This window comes from Kitasatospora sp. NPDC033851, assembly GCF_055576085.1.
Genome location: NZ_JBVIRL010000010.1, coordinates 155218 through 170681 on the forward strand (window position 1 = coordinate 155218; position 15464 = coordinate 170681).

A 15464-nucleotide genomic window follows, 5' to 3' on the forward strand; every position below is an offset into this window, starting at 1 on the left:
CCGAAAATCGCCCTGAAGTTCGATCATTAGAACACCTTGATCGACGTGTGAGAGGGCGGGAAAGGTTGCGCCTGCCGAGGTGAACCACCAAGCGGCGGGCCTACGTTGGACGGTGTCCGAGACTCCGCTGGAACGCCTCGGCAGCCGCGAGAGTGTAGAAGCGCCGGATCCGGTCCGAGGAACCGGGAACGCGGACGTAGTCGTTGCGAACCTGGTCCCAGAGGGCCCAACACTCCAGGGTGAAGAAGTGCGGGCTCCGGGAGTCGATCACGCGGATCTCGAGCTCCGTGGGGGTGGTGGGGCCGTCGGTCATCGCCGCGTCGCCACCTGGATGAACCCGGAGGCCTTCTCCACACGCTTGGAGAAGTCGTCGAACTCGCCCTCGATCGGCGAGATCGCGGCCTTGTGGGGGACGAGGATCGCGCCGGCCTGCCTGTCGAGGACCTGCTGCAAGGCGGCCCCGGAGCATGGGCCGGTGCTCCGGCCCCTTCCGGTTCACCTCGTCGTCCACCACGATCAGGTCGATGCCCCAGTCGAAGGCCCGGCATAGGCCTCACACACGCTCAACTCGCGCTCGGGGAAGCCGGAACCGCTCCGCGCCAGGTACATCACGACCCGGAAGGGCGGGGTGGGGTTGTTGCAGGACGTGGGACTGGCCATCGTCCACTCCTCTCCGTAGTAACTCGACTACCAGGTGTGCCCACTGTCGGCTAAGCTTGGCAATCGTTCAACTTGCCTGCGTCTCAAGTGGAATCGGGTGTGAGCTTTGAACCGCAGAGAGCTTGATCCAACGTCATCCCCGCGAGAGTCCTTCGGCGCCCTGCTTCGCAGCTCGCGCGAGGCACTGGGCTGGACCCAGCAAGACCTGGCCGCAGCCATGGGCTACTCGGACAGCTACATCTCGGCGGTGGAAACAGGCCGCAAATCCACCAGCCGAGCCTTCGTCAGGGCGGCCGACAAGGCGCTCGGGACGGGCCAGACGCTGGAGCTGATGTGGCTCGGGATGAGGCGCAAGGGGTTCTTGGAGGGCTTCCCCGAGCATGCCGCGCAGGAAGCCCGGGCGTCCGAGATCAGGATTTACGAACCGAACCTCGTCCCCGGGCTCTTCCAGACCAAGGCCTACGCATCCGCGATCGAGGCGGCGGCAGTGCAGCGGGGGAGTAGTACGCCTGACCAGGCCGAGGAGCGAGTGAAGTTCCTCATGAAGCGGCAGGGGCTTCTCAAGCGTGCCAAGCCGCCGGTCATCCATGCAGTGATAGACGAGAGTTGCATCCGGCGCCCGGTGGGCGGCGCTGGGACCATGCGTTCCCAGCTCGATCACCTGGTCGAGATGGTGATGAAGCCCCATGTGATCTTTCAGGTGGCTCCGTTCGCCATGGCCGAGCATGCCCCGTTCCGCGCGTTCGTCACCTTGCTGACGTTTGCCGACCGTTCGGTGGTCGGCTACACGGAATCTGCGGACCACGGCTTTGTCGTGCGGGAGGACAGGACTGTCAGGGAGTGGGAAACGGCCTACCATCGGTTGCAGGTGGAAGCGCTGACCAGAGCTGCTTCCCTTGACCTGATCCGCAAGGCCCGAGAGGAACTTTGACCCATGATCCGGCCAGACCTGTCCCGCGCTTCCTGGTTCAAGTCGTCGCACTCCGGCAACGGCGGTTCCTGCGTCGAGGTCTCGCCCGACTTCCCCGGCGTCGTTCCTGTCCGCGACTCCAAGGACCCGGAAGGGCCCGCGCTCGTCTTCCCGATCGGTGTATGGCGGTCCTTCGTCGTCGCCGCTGCCGCAGGCGAGTTCGGCGGCATCTGACCGCTGTCGAACGCTTCGTCACGAACGTGACCGGTATCCCGCGATCAGGCTGAAACCTTGTCGCGTCGTTCGTCGATCTTGTCACGGGAGTGATCGAGGTCGACGGGTGCGTGGAGGGAAACGCCAGGGCTGGGCCCGCCTCCGCCCCCAGAACCCGACCGTTGCAGAGTGAACGACTCTTCGCGGGAGGGGGCGTGTGAATGAGTACAAATCCCACTGATGCGGTAGTGGACCGTCTGACCGCCATCGCGTGGACCAACATGGAGGGTCACAACGCGCATTCGATCTCGATGTCCCGGCTGATGGTCGAATATCTCCGTCGGGCTTCGCTCTGGGCCGAGGTGCTGGGCGGTCCGCCGAAGTGGCCCATCTTCGACATCGCCGGAGCGCTCGCCCCGGAGATCCAGGTGGACCCCGAGGTGGCCGAGCGGCTTGAGGAGTTCCTCGTGGCGCATGTCGGCGGCATCTCGACCGAGAACGCCTGCCGTGCGGCCGTGCGGTGGGCAACCCTGCGGGACACTCCGGGAGTGCAACTACCGGACCTGCCGGATCCGTTCGAGCCTCTCATCGTCATGTACGAGCGGGGCGGAGAACTCGTCCCCGACGAGAGCTGGGCCTTCAACTTCGGTATCCGCCGAGTGCAGATCAAGCCCTGGCGTGAGCACCTCTCCGCAGAGCCCGCCATCGCCCTCGACCCCGCCACCCTGGACGCCCTGGACGCTGCGGAAAGCGGCCTCTGATTCGCGTCGCACCCGTGCGGACGACCCCCTGGGCCGGGTGGCCCGGGGGGTTGTGGCATTGACAGGGGCAGCTCTCGGTTGAATGCTAAGCAAGCGCTTAGTCAATCCCCGCCGATCCGAGGAGCCGCCCGATGCCCGAGACTCCCGTCGACCCGCCCGGCCTGGACCTGGCGCGTCTCCGTGTCCACCTGGACCGTGAGCTGCCCGGGACTGTCCAGGGGCCGCTGCGGGCCGACCTGATCGAGGGGGGCCGGTCCAACCTCACGTACGTCCTCTCCGACGGGGCCTCCCGCTGGGTACTGCGGCGGCCGCCGCTCGGGCACGTCCTCGCCACCGCGCACGACATGGGCCGCGAGTACCGGGTGATGTCGGCCCTGCGGGGCACCGGGGTGCCCGTCCCGCGCATGCTGCTGATCGACCACACCGAGGACGTCCTCGGCGCGTCCTGGTACCTCATGGAGCACGTCACCGGCACCGCGCACCGGGACGCCGCCCCGTTGGCCGCTCTCGGGGAGCAGCGGGTGCATGCGCTGGGGCAGAGGCTGGTCGACACCCTGGCCACCCTGCACCGGATCGACCCGGCTCAGGTGGGGCTGGAGGACTTCGGCCACCCGGACGGCTACCTGGAGCGCCAGCTGCGCCGCTGGTCCAAGCAGCTCGCCGCCTCCCGCAGTCGCGAGCTGCCCGAGATGGACCGGCTGCACGCCCTGCTCGCCGAGCGGCTGCCCGTCTCGCCCGCGCCCGCCCTCGTGCACGGCGACTACCGGCTCGACAACGTGCTGGTCGATGAGGATGACACCATCGCCGCGGTCCTGGACTGGGAGATGTCCACCCTCGGCGACCCGCTCACCGACATCGGCCTCCTGGTGATGTACACCGAGCTGGCCGGCGTCGGCGGCGGCATCATCCCCTCCGCGATGACCGCCCCCGGCTTCCCGAAGCCCGACGAGATCGTCTCCCGGTACGCCGAGGCGACCGGCCGCGAGGCCGCCGACCTGGACTGGTACGTGGCCTTCGCCTCGTTCAAGCTCGCCGCCGTCGCCGAGGGCATCCACTTCCGCTTCCAGCAGGGCCGCACCCTCGGCGCGGGTTTCGAGCGCGCGGGCGAGATGGCCCCGATCCTCGCCCGGCACGGCCTGAGCACCCTCAAGGAGAACTGACCGATGGACTTCGCCTACGACGCCCGGACCGACGAACTCCGGGCCCAGCTGCTCGCCTTCATGGACGAGCACGTCTACCCCGCCGAGGCCGTCCTCGCCGCCCAGCTCGCCGACCCGGCCCGCGCCCCCTGGACGATCCCTCCGGTCGTGGCCGAGCTGCAGGCCGAGGCCCGCAAGCAGGGCCTGTGGAACCTCTTCTTCGTGGACCAGCAGGGCGTGCCGGGTGAGCGTGGTGCCGGCCTCACCAACCTGCAGTACGCCCCGCTCGCCGAGATCACCGGCCGCAGCCCGCAGTTGGCGCCGCCCGCGCTCAACTGCGCGGCCCCCGACACCGGCAACATGGAGCTGCTCGCCCAGTTCGGCAGCGCCGCGCAGCGCGAGCGGTGGCTGCGGCCGCTGCTGGACGCCGAGATCCGCTCCGCCTTCGCGATGACCGAGCCCGAGGTGGCCTCCTCGGACGCCACCAACATCGCCACCCGGATCGAGCGGGACGGCGACGAGTACGTGATCAACGGCCGCAAGTGGTACATCACCGGCGCGATGAACCCGGACTGCAAGCTGTTCATCGTGATGGGCAAGACCGACCCGTCCGCCGAGCCGCACCGCCAGCAGAGCATGGTGCTCGTCCCGCGCGACACCCCGGGCGTGACGGTGAAGCGCGGCATGACGGTCTTCGGCTACGACGACGCCGACCACGGCGGCCACGCCGAGGTGTTGTTCGAGGATGTCCGCGTCCCGGCCGACCACCTGATCGGCGAGGAGGGTTCGGGCTTCGCCATCGCCCAGGCCCGGCTCGGCCCGGGTCGGATCCACCACTGCATGCGCGGCATCGGCATCGCCGAGCGGGCGCTGGAGCTGATGTGCCGCCGGGCGAGCGAGCGGGTGGCCTTCGGCAAGCCGCTCGCCGAGCAGGGCGTGGTCCAGGACTGGATCGCCGAATCACGCGTGCGCATCGAGCAGTTGCGGCTCCTCGTCCTCAAGACCGCCTGGCTGATGGACACCGTCGGCAACCGGGGCGCGCACACCGAGATCCAGGCGATCAAGATCGCCACGCCGCGCACCGTCGAGTGGATCCTGGACAAGGCCGTCCAGGCCCACGGCGCCGCCGGCGTCAGCCAGGACACCCCGCTCGCCCAGCTCTGGGCCGGCAACCGCACCCTGCGCCTCGCCGACGGCCCGGACGAGGTGCACAAGCGCTCGCTGGCCCGCCGGGAGCTGAAGAAGTACCGCTAGGCGGGGGAGGGGGCGGCCCGGCAGCCCCGGGCACGGGTCACCCCCGCAGGAAGCCGATCCTCCGGGAGGCGGTCGAGTTCGCCGAGGCGCTCGGGCTGGACTGACCTGCCGTCCGGGGAGCCGACGCGGCACCGGAGGTAGCCCTTAGGGGTGTCATACCCGGGTATTCAGGGGCTGGTTGGCTCCCTGGTATGACGGCGGAGGCCCGTCTCCGCCCGTAGTGTCCTGCGTGTTCGATCGATCGGCACGAGGAGACACATCATGGGCAGTGGGGGACGGGCCTTGGCGGCGGTTCTGCTGGCGGCGACGGCGGTGCTGGGCACGGTCGGCGCGCCCGCGGCGGTGGCGGCGGGGGAGGGCGGGAGCGCCGGGCAGCAGGCGCGGGCATGGCTGCCGGAGCCCACCGGGCCGTACCCGATCGGGACGACCTCGCTGCACCTGACCGACGCCGGCCGCGAGGACCCCTGGCAGCCCGGGCACCGACGCGAGCTGATGATCAGCCTCTGGTACCCGACGTCCCGCCCGGCCGGCCCCGCCGACCGCGCCCCGTACATGGAGCCCGCCGCCGGGGCGCACTTCGGCGGCGCCGAGGGCCTCGCCCGGGTCAACTACGGCACCGAGCCGGACCGCACCGACTGGTCGGGCATCCGCACCCACGCCCGCGAGGACGCCCCGGCGCTGCCCGGCGGCCGTCGCCCGGTGGTGCTGTACTCGCCGGGCCTCGGTGACCCGCGCACCTGGGGGACCGCGCTCGTCGAGGACCTCGCCTCGCGCGGCTACGTCGTGGTCACCGTCGACCATACCTACGAGGCCTCCGAAGTCGCCTTCCCCGGAGGGGAGTTGGCCTCCTCTGTGCTGCCCGGCATGCTCGGCCGGCCGGATCTGGACATCGGCGCCGTGCTGCGCAAGGCCCTCGCCACCCGAGTGGACGACACCCGCTTCGTCCTGGACGAGCTGGCCGGGCTGGGCGCCCGGAAGGGCCTGCCGGCCGGTCTGGCCGGGTCGCTCGACCTCGACCGGATCGGCATGGTCGGCCACTCGGCGGGCGGCTTCACCGCCCTCCAGGCCATGCACGACGACCCGCGGATCGCCGCCGGGATCAACCTCGACGGCCAACTGCACTTCCCCGGCCCGGACGGCCACACCGGCGTGTTCCTGCCCAGCGTCGCCGAGGACGGCCTGGACCGGCCCTTCCTGCTGATGGGCACCGGCAGTGACGACTCCGGGGACTACCGCAAGCAGCCCGGCTGGAACGCCCTGTGGCAGCACAGCACCGGCTGGCACGCCGACCTCACCCTCACCGGCTCCCGCCACGGCTCGTACACCGATGCCCAGTCCCTGCTGCCGCAGCTCGCCCGGCAGGGCGCGCTGACCAAGGAGCAGCTGCGCTCGGACGTCGGCGACATCCGCCCGGGCCGCGCCGAACTCGCCACCCGCTCGTACGTCGCCTCCTTCTTCGACCGCTGGCTGCGCGACCACGACGACCACCTGTTGGAGGGCCCTTCGCCGCGCTTCCCGGAGATGGCGTACGAGGGTTAGTGCACCGGCCGGCGGCGGGATTTTCTGACGCTGATTCACCGATCGTCGGAGTCGCCGGAAAGTGGTGATCCGCCGAATGCGGAACAGTATTCCGATCCACATTCAGTGAATGAGCTACGCGCGTTGATCCGCGTTCATCCCACCCCGGCCATCTGCGCCTTTACCTGCATGGACGCGTTTCTTAATCAGTCCTTACTCTTCGCCGTTGACCAGTGTTCATCAGTACTGCTTTCCTTCTGCCCAGCAGACGGCGCCGAGTCGACGGACAGTCAATTCCGAGTGGGTGAAAGACCCCGAACAGAGTCGACTCCCGGCGGAATTCGCCGTTGCTCCCTTCCCCACAAGGGATCGTTCGCGGCCTCCCCCTAGCCGCAGGGCGATCGGCAGAAGAGAGGCACCCTCACCCATGGGTCACTCCCCCAGAATCGGACGCGCGAAGTACGCGGCGCTCACCGGAATAGCGTCGCTCGCGCTCGCCGCCGCCGGCCTGGCCGGCGCGGCCGGCCCGGCCTCCGCGCAGGACATCTCCAGCTCGCAGGGCAGCACCGGCAACGAGTTCAACCCCTGGAGCCCGCAGAACGGCCACCCGTACCGGCACGGTGCGGTGCCGGGCATGTCCCAGCACGAGAACTACAAGAAGTGGCTGGACGCCCACAACCAGGCCGCGGCCACCGGTCAACAGACGCTGTCCTACGGCGGCGGCGTCGACGGCATCGGCGTGCAGAGCGGGCACTCGAAGGTCTACCTGATCTTCTACGGCACCCAGTGGGGCACCCAGAGCACCGACGCCAACGGCAACGCGAAGTTCACCAACGACTCGGCCGGCGCGGCCGGTGCCACCCAGCAGATGTTCAAGGGCATCGGCACCAACGGCGAGACCTGGTCGGCCGACCTGACCCAGTGGTGCGACGGCCCCAACGTCGCCACCGGCGCCGTCAGCTGCCCGTCCAACGCCAACTTCATCCCGTACCAGAGCGGCGGCGTGCTGTCCGGCGTCTGGTACGACAACGCGGCCGCCTCGCCGAGCCAGGCCACCGGCAACCAGCTCGCCCAGGAAGCGGTCAAGGCCGCCGGCCACTTCGGCAACACCACCGCCGCGGCCAACCGGGACGCCTACTACATCGTCCTGTCGCCGCACGGCACCAACCCGGACGACTACCAGAACCCCAGCACCGGGTACTGCGCCTGGCACGACTGGAACGGCGACACCACCCTCACCGGCGGTGCGGCGAACTCGCCCTACGGCGACATCGCGTTCTCCAACCAGCCGTACAACATCGACGCGGGCGCCAACTGCGGCGTCGGCTTCGTCAACTCGCCCGGTACGCTGGACGGCTGGACGATGACCCTCGGCCACGAGTGGCACGAGATGATGTCCGACCAGAACCCGGCCGGCGGCTGGACCAACCACGTCTCCGGCAGCAGCTACAACGGCCAGGAGAACTCCGACGAGTGCGCCTGGATCCGGCCCGGCAGCACCGGCGGCGCCGCCAACATCTCCTTCGGCTCCTTCGGCAGCTACGCCGAGCAGGCCAGCTGGTCCAACGACACCAACTCCTGCGCGATCTCGCACGCCATCCTGACGCACGGCAACACGGTCACCGTCACCAACCCGGGCAGCCAGACCGGCACCGTCGGCACCGCGGCCAGCCTGCAGATCAACGCCAGTGACTCGGCCTCCGGCCAGACCCTGACCTACTCGGCCACCGGCCTGCCGGCCGGCCTGTCGATCAACTCCTCGACCGGCCTGATCTCCGGCACCCCGACCGCCGCCGGCACCTCCAGCGTCACGGTCACCGCCACCGACACCACCGGCGCCACCGGCAGCACCAGCTTCGGCTGGACCGAGTCCACCAGCGGTGGCGGCGGCAACCCCGTCGCCAACGGCACCTTCGAGACCGGCAACCTGACCGGCTGGACCGCCGCCGGCACCACCTCCGCCACCACCGGCGCCGCCCACAGCGGCAGCTACGGCGCCATGGTCGGCTCCGCCAACCCGACCGGTGACTCCTCGCTCGCCCAGACCTTCACCGCGCCGACCGGCTCCAGCAAGCTGTCCTTCTGGTACAGCAACACCTGCAACGACACGGTCACCTACGACTGGGCCACCGCCACCCTGAAGGACAACACCACCGGCACGACCACCACGGTCCTCGCCAAGACCTGCACCACCACCGGCAGCTGGACCAACAAGACGGCCACCGTCACCCCGGGCCACTCCTACACGCTCACCCTGAGCAACCACGACGACAACTACCCGGGTGACCCGACCTACACCTACTACGACGACGTGACCGTCTCCTGACGATCACCGCGCCGAACGCACCGGGGTGGGCCCAGCGCCCGCCCCGGTGCCGTTTTCCGTCTGTCCGTCCGTCCGTCTGTCCGCCTGTCTGTCCGTCCGTCTGTTCGGAGGGAACCGGGATCCGGGGTCGGGATCCGGAATCGGGAACCGGGATCGGGAATCGTGGATCCGATCAGGCCCCCGGTGCGTCGAATCGACACCGTCGGCACCGCTCACCCACCGGTACCGCTCGCACACCGGCAGAAGGAACCACCGTGAACCTGAGAAGACCCGCCACCCTGGCCCTGGCCGCCGCCCTGCTCACCCTGGCCGGCTGCGCCTCCACCGGGACGAGCCCCTCGGCGACCGCCCCCGCCGCGACCACCCCGAGCCCGGCGACCGTCACGGTGGACGAGCACGCCGACCACACCACCGTGAAGGTCGCCGTCGGCACGACCATCACGCTCGCGCTCCACAACACCTACTGGTCCGCCGCCGCCAGCTCCGCCCCCGACGTCGTCACCCCGAACGGCACCCCGACCACCGCCCCGTCCCCCTCCTGCCGCCCCGGCGGCGGCTGCGGCACCGTCACGGCCTCCTTCGCCGCCCACGCCCCCGGCAGCGCCCACCTCACCGCCACCCGCACCAGCTGCGGCGAGGCCCTCAACTGCCCGCCCGAGCAGCGCGCCTACGACGTCACGGTCGAGGTCACCGGCTGAGGTCCGCGGGGGACCCGCCCGTCAGGCGGCCGGGACAGCCGGGACAGCCGGGCCGGCCAGGACGGTCGCGGAAACGTCAGGACGGCCCGGCAACGTCAGCACGGCCCCAGCAAGGTCAGGACGTCGTGGCGGCCCGGTCGGACGCGCTGCGCAGAACGCAGAATTCGTTGCCCTCGGGATCGGCGAGGATCGCCCAACCGGAGCCATCGGGATTCCGGTGATCGCTGACGAAGGTGGCGCCGAGGCCCAGCAGCCGCTCCACCTCCTGCTCACGCGAGGTCTCCGGGCGCAGGCACAGATGGATCCGGTTCTTGACCGTCTTGGCCTCGGGCACCTGGTTGAAGTACAGGACCGGGCCGTCCGCCAGCATCACCTGAGCCTCCGGAACACCCGGTTCGTCCTCCGGATGCAGCGGCCGGCCGGTCACCCTGCTCCAGAACCGGGCCAGCTCGTAGGCATCCGCACAGTCGATCGCCACGTTCTGCAGTACTGAGACCATGCGGGTGAGCCTTCCCGATTTCCACCCCGGACGCCACCGGGTTCCTGCTCGTTCCGTCCCGCCGTAAAATTCTTTCGCTCAGCAGGCAACCCGGTGCGTCGCCCATCGCGTTCAGCAGCCGTGAGGATGACACGACGGACCCGGCCGACCAGGCCGCCACAGCTGACGGGAACGGCACGGGGCCCGGGCCCTGGCCCGCTGATTGGCACTGCTGGGCGGCCCCGCCGACCGGCACCGTGGCGCGCGAGGGGCGAGGCCCGGCGCAGGTCCTACCGGATCTCCGAGCCCGGATTGGCCTCGTCCCAGTCGCGACGGGAGGCGACGATCGCGTCGTGGTGGCCGTAGGACCAGTCCGCCATCGCCCGGACCAGGTGGGTCAGGCTGTGGCCGAGCGGCGTCAGCTCGTACTCCACCTGCGGCGGGACGGTCGGGTGGACGGTCCGTGACACCAGGCCGTCCCGCTCCAGGCGGCGCACCGTCAGGGTCAGCATGCGCTGCGAGATCCCCGGCAGCGCGCGCTGCAGCTCACGGAACCGCCGTACGCCCTGGGCGAGTTCGACGACGGTGAGGACCGACCACTTGTCGCCCAGACGGTCCAGCAGGTCGCGGATCCCGCAGTCCACGCCGTCCTCGCACCAGACCACCGGGCGGGGGGTGGTTACCGCGCTGTGCCCTGCTGACATGAAAGTGCCTCCTTATGCCGAACGCCCAGGCTATCGAGGATGGTCACGTCGCCGACCGCCGATCACCCCTGGAGGAACCCATGCTGCTCGTCACCGGTGTCAACGGAGGTCTGGGCGCCCTCGTGCTGGAGCGCCTCGCCGGACGGGAAGGGGTCGTGGCCGGCTCCCGCACTCCCGAGAAGGTGCCGGGCGGCACACCCGCCCGGCTGGTGGACTTCGATCGCCCGGACACCTTGGCCGAGGCCTTCGCCGGGGTACGGACCCTGCTGCTGATCTCGGCCGGCGCCGCCGAGGACGATGTGGTGATCGCCCGGCACGGCGCGGCGATCGAGGCGGCGGAGCAGGCGGGCGTCGAACAGGTGGTCTACACCAGCCTGTCGGGCGACGGCGACCACCTGCCGTTCGCCCTCGCCCACCGCTGGACCGAGCGGCGGCTGCGCGAGTCGGCATCCCTGCGCTGGACGGTGCTGCGCAACGGGCTGTACGCGGAGTTGCTGGCCGCGGTCGCCGCACCGGACCCGGACGGGGTGATCACCGCGCCGCTCGGGGACGGGAAGCTGGCGGCCGTGGCCCGCGCCGACCTCGCCGAAGCGGCGGTGAACGTGGCTCTGGCGCCGGAGGAGCACACCGGCCGGGCGTACGAGCTGGTGGGGGAGCGGGCGTTGGGCGGTGCGGAGGTGGCCGAGGCGCTCGGCGCCGAGTACCGGCCGGGCCGACTGGCCGAAGCCCGTACGGCGGTGGCGGCCTCGGACGCGCTGGACTTCCAGGTGCCGATGGTGGTGGCCACCTACTCGGCGATCGCCCACGGCTTCCTGGCCGGGCCGGGCAAGCCGGGCGACCTCGCGACCCTGCTCGGCCGCCCGCCCCGCCCGGCCCTGGAGGTCATCGCCGCCGGGCGATGAGGCCGCTCGGGCGGTCACGGTCTGTCGTCACACCGCCGGTCCCGGATCGCCGTCGGTTCCGGATCGCCGTCGAGGAGCGAGAAGCGAGAAGCGAGGCGCGAGGTGTGCGGCATCAGCCCGGAGCCCGGTCCCGGCCGACTGGGCCCAGGACCGGACTCCGACCCGATGGAGCGTCAGACAGTGTCCTCCACCTCGGCCTTGGCGATCCAGTCGGGAAGCGGTTCGCGGCAGGCCAGCCACTCCCGCGGTACGTCGGCGAGGCCGGTGCGGGCGGCGACCACACCGCCGGTGATGGCGCAGGTGGTGTCCACGTCGCCCAGGCCCTCGGCGGTGGTCCACAGGGCGTCGGTCAGGCTGTCCAGGTGGTGCGCGGCGGACCACAGCGCGAAGGGGACGGTGTCGCCCGCCCGGATCTGCTGCCCATTGCCCAGCAGGTCGGCCGCCCGCCACGGCTCGGTGCCGGCGGACAGCCCGGTGGCCCGGTGCAGCCCGTCGCGGACCTCGCCGGCCGGTGTGCGCTCGGCGACCTCGGTGAGCAGTTCGGCGCCGGCGAGGGCGCGGGCGGGTGCGGGTGCGGGGGAGCCGGCGGGGGCGGGAGCGGGCCCGGAGCGGCCGCGCGCGGCGAGGGCTGCCGCCAGGGCGACGGCCACCGCCCCGGCGACGCCCTCCGGATGCGCGTGGGTGACCTCGGCGGACAGCGCCGCCTGCTCCGCCGCCTCGTCCAGGTCGTCGTGGAACCAGGCGCCCAGCGGGGCCACCCGCATCGCCGCGCCGTTGCCGAGGCTGCCCTGGCCGTCGAACAGCTCCCGCGCCTCGGTGCGCCAACTCCCGGGCGCCTCGGCCAGCTTGGGCAGCAGCAGGTGCATGCCGTGCCCGTAGCCGCGGCCCGAGTCCGCCCGGTAGGAGGCCCCGAAGGCCTGGGCGAGCCGCTCCTGGTGGACCGCGTCGAAGGCGGTCAGGATCCCGTACACCGACAGCGCCATCGCGGTGTCGTCGGTCCAGTGCCAGGGCCCTTCCTCCGGCGTGCGCCGGGCCCGGATCTGCTCGAACGCCTCCTGGGGCGACCGGAAGAGGGGGAACCAGCGCTCCCCGAATCCGTCCCCGAGGGCCAGGCCCTCCAATGAGTCGCGAGCGGCGGAAAAGGATGTCATCCCGGCATCCTGGCAGGGCCGTGGTGCCCGCGCAGCCGGATTACCGGCCGGGCAGCCGGTTCCGCCCGCGCGGGCCGGGGTCAGTCGCCCAGGACGGCGATCCGACCCGTGCTCAGCCCGTCGGCGACCCGCTGGACGGCGTCCGCGGCCCCGGCCAGCGGCACCCGGGCGCTCACCAGGGGGCGGACCGTGCCCTGCTCGGCGAGCTTGGTGAGCTCGTCGTGCGCGGCGCGGACGGCGCGCGGGTCGTGGGTGTTGTAGAGGCCCCAGTGCAGGCCGAGGATCGCGTAGTTCTTCACCAGCGCGTGGTTGAGCCCCGGCGCCGGGATCTGCCCGGCGGCGAAGCCGACCACCACGATCCGGCCCTCGAAGGCGACGCACCGGGTGGAGCCGGTGTAGGCGTCGCCGCCGACCGGGTCGAAGACCACGTCGGCGCCGCGCCCGCCGGTGGCCTCCTTGACGGCGGTGACGAAGTCCTCGGCCTTCCGGTCCACGACCAGGTCGGCGCCGAGCGCCCGCGCGGCCTCCGCTTTCGACGGCCCGCCGACCACCGCGATCACCCTGGCCCCGGCGGCCCGGCCGAGCTGGACGGCCGCGCTGCCGACGCCGCCGGCCGCCGCGTGCACCAGCAGCGTCTCGCCGGAGCGCAGCCGGGCCCGGCGGTGCAGGGCGAACCACGCGGTCTGGTAGCCGATGTGCAGTGCCGAGGCTTCGGCGTCGTCCAGCGCCTCGGGTGCCGGGAAGGCGGCGGCGGCGTCCAGCAGCGCGAACTCGGCGAAGGCGCCGTGCGGCAGCACCGGGTTGCCGATCAGCCGTTCGCCCTGCCTCGGCCCGTCCGCGACCTCGCCGCACAGCTCCACTCCGGGCGTGAACGGCAGCGGCGGGCGCACCTGGTACTGCCCGCGCACCATCAGCGCGTCCGGGAAGTTGACGGCGGCGGCCCGCACCCGGACCAGCAGCTGCCCCGGGCCCGGCACCGGTCGCGGCACGTCCTCGACGAGCCGCAGCACCGCGGCCGGCTCACCGAGCTCTCCCACCTGCCAGGCCCTCACAGTGCCTCACTCCTCTCCAGTCCCTGCTGGAGCCGGTTCATCCCGGCGATCCAGCGGTCCGGTTCGGTGGCCCGGACCCGGTAGTACTCGGCGACGTCGGGGTGCGGCAGGATCAGGAAGCGGTCCTCCAGCAGCCCGGCCAGGGCCGCCTCGGCGACCTCCTCGGGGTCCAGCGCGGTCGGCGCGAGCAGGGCCTCGCCGACCGCCCCGGTGGAGGCGAGCATGTCGGTGCGCACGCCCTGCGGGCAGAGCGCGTGCACCCGTACGCCCCGGTGGCGGTAGGTCGCGGAGAGCCACTCGGCGAAGGCGAGCGCGCCGTGCTTGCTGACGGCGTACGGGGCCGAGCCGAGCATGGTGAGCAGCCCGGCGGCGGAGACGGTGGACAGGAAGCGGCCCTCGCCGCGTTCCAGCCAGCCGGGGAGCAGCAGTTCGGCGGCCCGGACGTGGGCGAGCACGTTGACCTCCCAGGCGCTGGCCCAGGCGGCGGCCGGCGCGTCGGCCCCGCCGACGGGGGCGACGCCCGCGTTGGCGCACCACACGTCGATCTCGCCGAGGGCCGCGCGGGCCCGGTCCACGAGCGTGGCGAGGCCGGTGGCGGAGGCGGCGTCCCCGGGCAGGGCGGTGCCGCCGCAGTCCTCGGCGACGGCATGGGCGGCCTCGGCGTCGAGGTCGTTGACCACCACCCGGGCCCCGGCTGCGGCGAAGGCCCGGGCCAGCGCGGCGCCGATGCCCCGCCCGGCGCCGGTGACCACGACGCCCTGGTCGTGGAACGCCCCGGCCGTCACAGCCCGCCGCCGAGCGTGACCCCGCCGTCGACGACCAGGGTCTGGCCGGTGATCCAGCCGGCGTCCGGGGAGAGCAGGAAGGCGACCGCGCCCGCGACGTCCTCGGGGACGCCGAGCCGGCCGAGCGGGTAGGCGGCGGCGACCTGCTCCTCGCGGCCCTCGTACAGCGCCTCGGCGAACCTGGTCTTGACCACGGCGGGTGCGACGGCGTTGACCCGGATGCCCTGCGGGCCCAGCTCGGCGCCGAGTTCGACGGTGAGCCGGATCAGCGCGGCCTTGCTGACGCCGTACATGCCGATCCCGGCGGAGGCGCGGATGCCGGCGATCGAGGCGACGTTGACGATCGAGCCGCCGTGCTCGCCCATCCACGCGGCGTGTGCGCGGCGCGTCCAGGCCAGCGGGCCGAGCACGTTGACGGCGATGATCTTGGCGGCGGCGTCCTCGTCGGTGTCCAGGACCGGCCCGTAGACCGGGTTGATGCCGGTGTTGTTGACCAGGTGGTCGAGTCGGCCGAAGGCCTCCAGGGTGCGGGCGATCGCCTCCTCCTGGTGGGCCGGGTCGTCGGCCTTGCCCGCGACGGCGATGGCGTTCTCCGGGCCGCCCAGGTCCTGGACGGCCTCGGCCAGCGGCTCGGGGTTGCGGGCGGTGAGGCAGACCTTGGCGCCGCGGTCGACCAGTTCGCGCGCGATGCCGAGGCCGATGCCCCGGCTCGATCCGGTGACGACGGCCACCCGGCCCTTGAAGGAGTGCACCACGGAGCGTCCTGCCTTTCGTGCGAGGATCCGGCTTACCATCGCTGACTAAGCGCTTGCTCAGCATGGTGTCGGTGCGGGAGCCTGTCAACAGCCCGCCGACCCGGCCGGTGGGAAAGTTTGTGCGAGTCCCCGTGTGGGTTCTCTGGGAGGATGACGCC

General features: G+C 71.8%; 18 protein-coding genes. 9 read left to right on the plus strand and 9 right to left on the minus strand.

Annotated features, from left to right (window positions below):
• Positions 1–100: 100 nt before the first annotated feature.
• The 3 genes from ACZ51D_RS20790 to ACZ51D_RS20800 form a co-directional block, all read right to left on the minus strand.
• A complete protein-coding gene (locus ACZ51D_RS20790; RefSeq protein WP_360506938.1) occupies positions 101–313 on the minus strand; it encodes a hypothetical protein in 213 nt (70 codons plus the stop codon).
• Complete coding sequence (locus ACZ51D_RS20795; protein WP_465663215.1) at positions 310–453, minus strand: hypothetical protein; 144 nt, start codon at positions 451–453, stop codon at positions 310–312. Before ACZ51D_RS20795 ends, ACZ51D_RS20790 begins: the two co-directional genes overlap by 4 nt.
• Positions 454–516: 63 nt before the next feature.
• The gene (locus tag ACZ51D_RS20800; protein WP_465663216.1) at positions 517–660 is read right to left on the minus strand and encodes a hypothetical protein; all 144 of its coding nucleotides are present in this window, start codon (positions 658–660) and stop codon (positions 517–519) included.
• Positions 661–766: 106 nt separating this feature from the next.
• On the opposite strand from ACZ51D_RS20800, the gene ACZ51D_RS20805 reads away from it, so the two are divergent.
• The 8 genes from ACZ51D_RS20805 to ACZ51D_RS20840 all read left to right on the plus strand — a co-directional run bounded on the left by ACZ51D_RS20805 (position 767) and on the right by ACZ51D_RS20840 (position 9479).
• Positions 767–1591, plus strand: coding sequence for a helix-turn-helix domain-containing protein (locus ACZ51D_RS20805; RefSeq protein ID WP_465618980.1), 825 nt, complete (start codon positions 767–769; stop codon positions 1589–1591).
• 3 nt (positions 1592–1594) lie between these two features.
• The gene (locus ACZ51D_RS20810) at positions 1595–1804 is read left to right on the plus strand and encodes a DUF397 domain-containing protein (protein WP_465663217.1); all 210 of its coding nucleotides are present in this window, start codon (positions 1595–1597) and stop codon (positions 1802–1804) included.
• A 227-nt stretch (positions 1805–2031) separates the two neighbouring features.
• The gene (locus tag ACZ51D_RS20815; protein WP_465618984.1) at positions 2032–2544 is read left to right on the plus strand and encodes a hypothetical protein; all 513 of its coding nucleotides are present in this window, start codon (positions 2032–2034) and stop codon (positions 2542–2544) included.
• Between the two features lie 131 nt (positions 2545–2675).
• Complete coding sequence (locus ACZ51D_RS20820) at positions 2676–3704, plus strand: phosphotransferase family protein (RefSeq protein ID WP_465663218.1); 1029 nt, start codon at positions 2676–2678, stop codon at positions 3702–3704.
• 3 nt (positions 3705–3707) lie between these two features.
• Positions 3708–4937 carry an acyl-CoA dehydrogenase family protein gene (locus tag ACZ51D_RS20825; protein WP_465618988.1) on the plus strand — a complete coding sequence of 410 codons (1230 nt, stop codon included), beginning with the start codon at positions 3708–3710 and terminating at the stop codon, positions 4935–4937.
• A 261-nt stretch (positions 4938–5198) separates the two neighbouring features.
• Positions 5199–6476: an alpha/beta hydrolase family protein gene (locus tag ACZ51D_RS20830; protein WP_465618990.1), complete on the plus strand. Its 1278-nt coding sequence runs from the start codon at positions 5199–5201 to the stop codon at positions 6474–6476.
• A 406-nt stretch (positions 6477–6882) separates the two neighbouring features.
• Positions 6883–8781 (plus strand): Ig domain-containing protein, encoded by a 1899-nt coding sequence (locus ACZ51D_RS20835; RefSeq protein WP_465618992.1) that lies wholly within the window; start codon positions 6883–6885, stop codon positions 8779–8781.
• Positions 8782–9035: 254 nt separating this feature from the next.
• Positions 9036–9479: a hypothetical protein gene (locus ACZ51D_RS20840; RefSeq protein ID WP_465618994.1), complete on the plus strand. Its 444-nt coding sequence runs from the start codon at positions 9036–9038 to the stop codon at positions 9477–9479.
• Positions 9480–9594: 115 nt separating this feature from the next.
• On the opposite strand, the gene ACZ51D_RS20845 is transcribed toward ACZ51D_RS20840, so the two are convergent.
• A complete protein-coding gene (locus ACZ51D_RS20845; protein WP_360506981.1) occupies positions 9595–9978 on the minus strand; it encodes a VOC family protein in 384 nt (127 codons plus the stop codon).
• 269 nt (positions 9979–10247) lie between these two features.
• Complete coding sequence (locus tag ACZ51D_RS20850) at positions 10248–10661, minus strand: winged helix-turn-helix transcriptional regulator (protein ID WP_360506992.1); 414 nt, start codon at positions 10659–10661, stop codon at positions 10248–10250.
• An 80-nt stretch (positions 10662–10741) separates the two neighbouring features.
• Between ACZ51D_RS20850 and ACZ51D_RS20855 the strand changes: the two genes are divergently transcribed.
• On the plus strand, positions 10742–11563 hold the full coding sequence (locus ACZ51D_RS20855; RefSeq protein ID WP_465663219.1) for an NAD(P)H-binding protein: 822 nt from the start codon (positions 10742–10744) through the stop codon (positions 11561–11563).
• A 173-nt stretch (positions 11564–11736) separates the two neighbouring features.
• Here the strand turns inward: ACZ51D_RS20855 and ACZ51D_RS20860 are convergent, their stop codons facing one another.
• The 4 genes from ACZ51D_RS20860 to ACZ51D_RS20875 all read right to left on the minus strand — a co-directional run bounded on the left by ACZ51D_RS20860 (position 11737) and on the right by ACZ51D_RS20875 (position 15306).
• Positions 11737–12714, minus strand: a complete 978-nt coding sequence (locus ACZ51D_RS20860; RefSeq protein ID WP_465663220.1) for an ADP-ribosylglycohydrolase family protein — start codon at positions 12712–12714, stop codon at positions 11737–11739.
• A gap of 80 nt (positions 12715–12794) precedes the next feature.
• Positions 12795–13766 carry an NADPH:quinone oxidoreductase family protein gene (locus tag ACZ51D_RS20865; protein ID WP_465663221.1) on the minus strand — a complete coding sequence of 324 codons (972 nt, stop codon included), beginning with the start codon at positions 13764–13766 and terminating at the stop codon, positions 12795–12797.
• Positions 13763–14551, minus strand: a complete 789-nt coding sequence (locus tag ACZ51D_RS20870; protein WP_465663222.1) for an SDR family NAD(P)-dependent oxidoreductase — start codon at positions 14549–14551, stop codon at positions 13763–13765. Before ACZ51D_RS20870 ends, ACZ51D_RS20865 begins: the two co-directional genes overlap by 4 nt.
• Positions 14548–15306: an SDR family oxidoreductase gene (locus ACZ51D_RS20875; protein ID WP_465619005.1), complete on the minus strand. Its 759-nt coding sequence runs from the start codon at positions 15304–15306 to the stop codon at positions 14548–14550. Before ACZ51D_RS20875 ends, ACZ51D_RS20870 begins: the two co-directional genes overlap by 4 nt.
• Positions 15307–15464 lie beyond the last annotated feature (158 nt).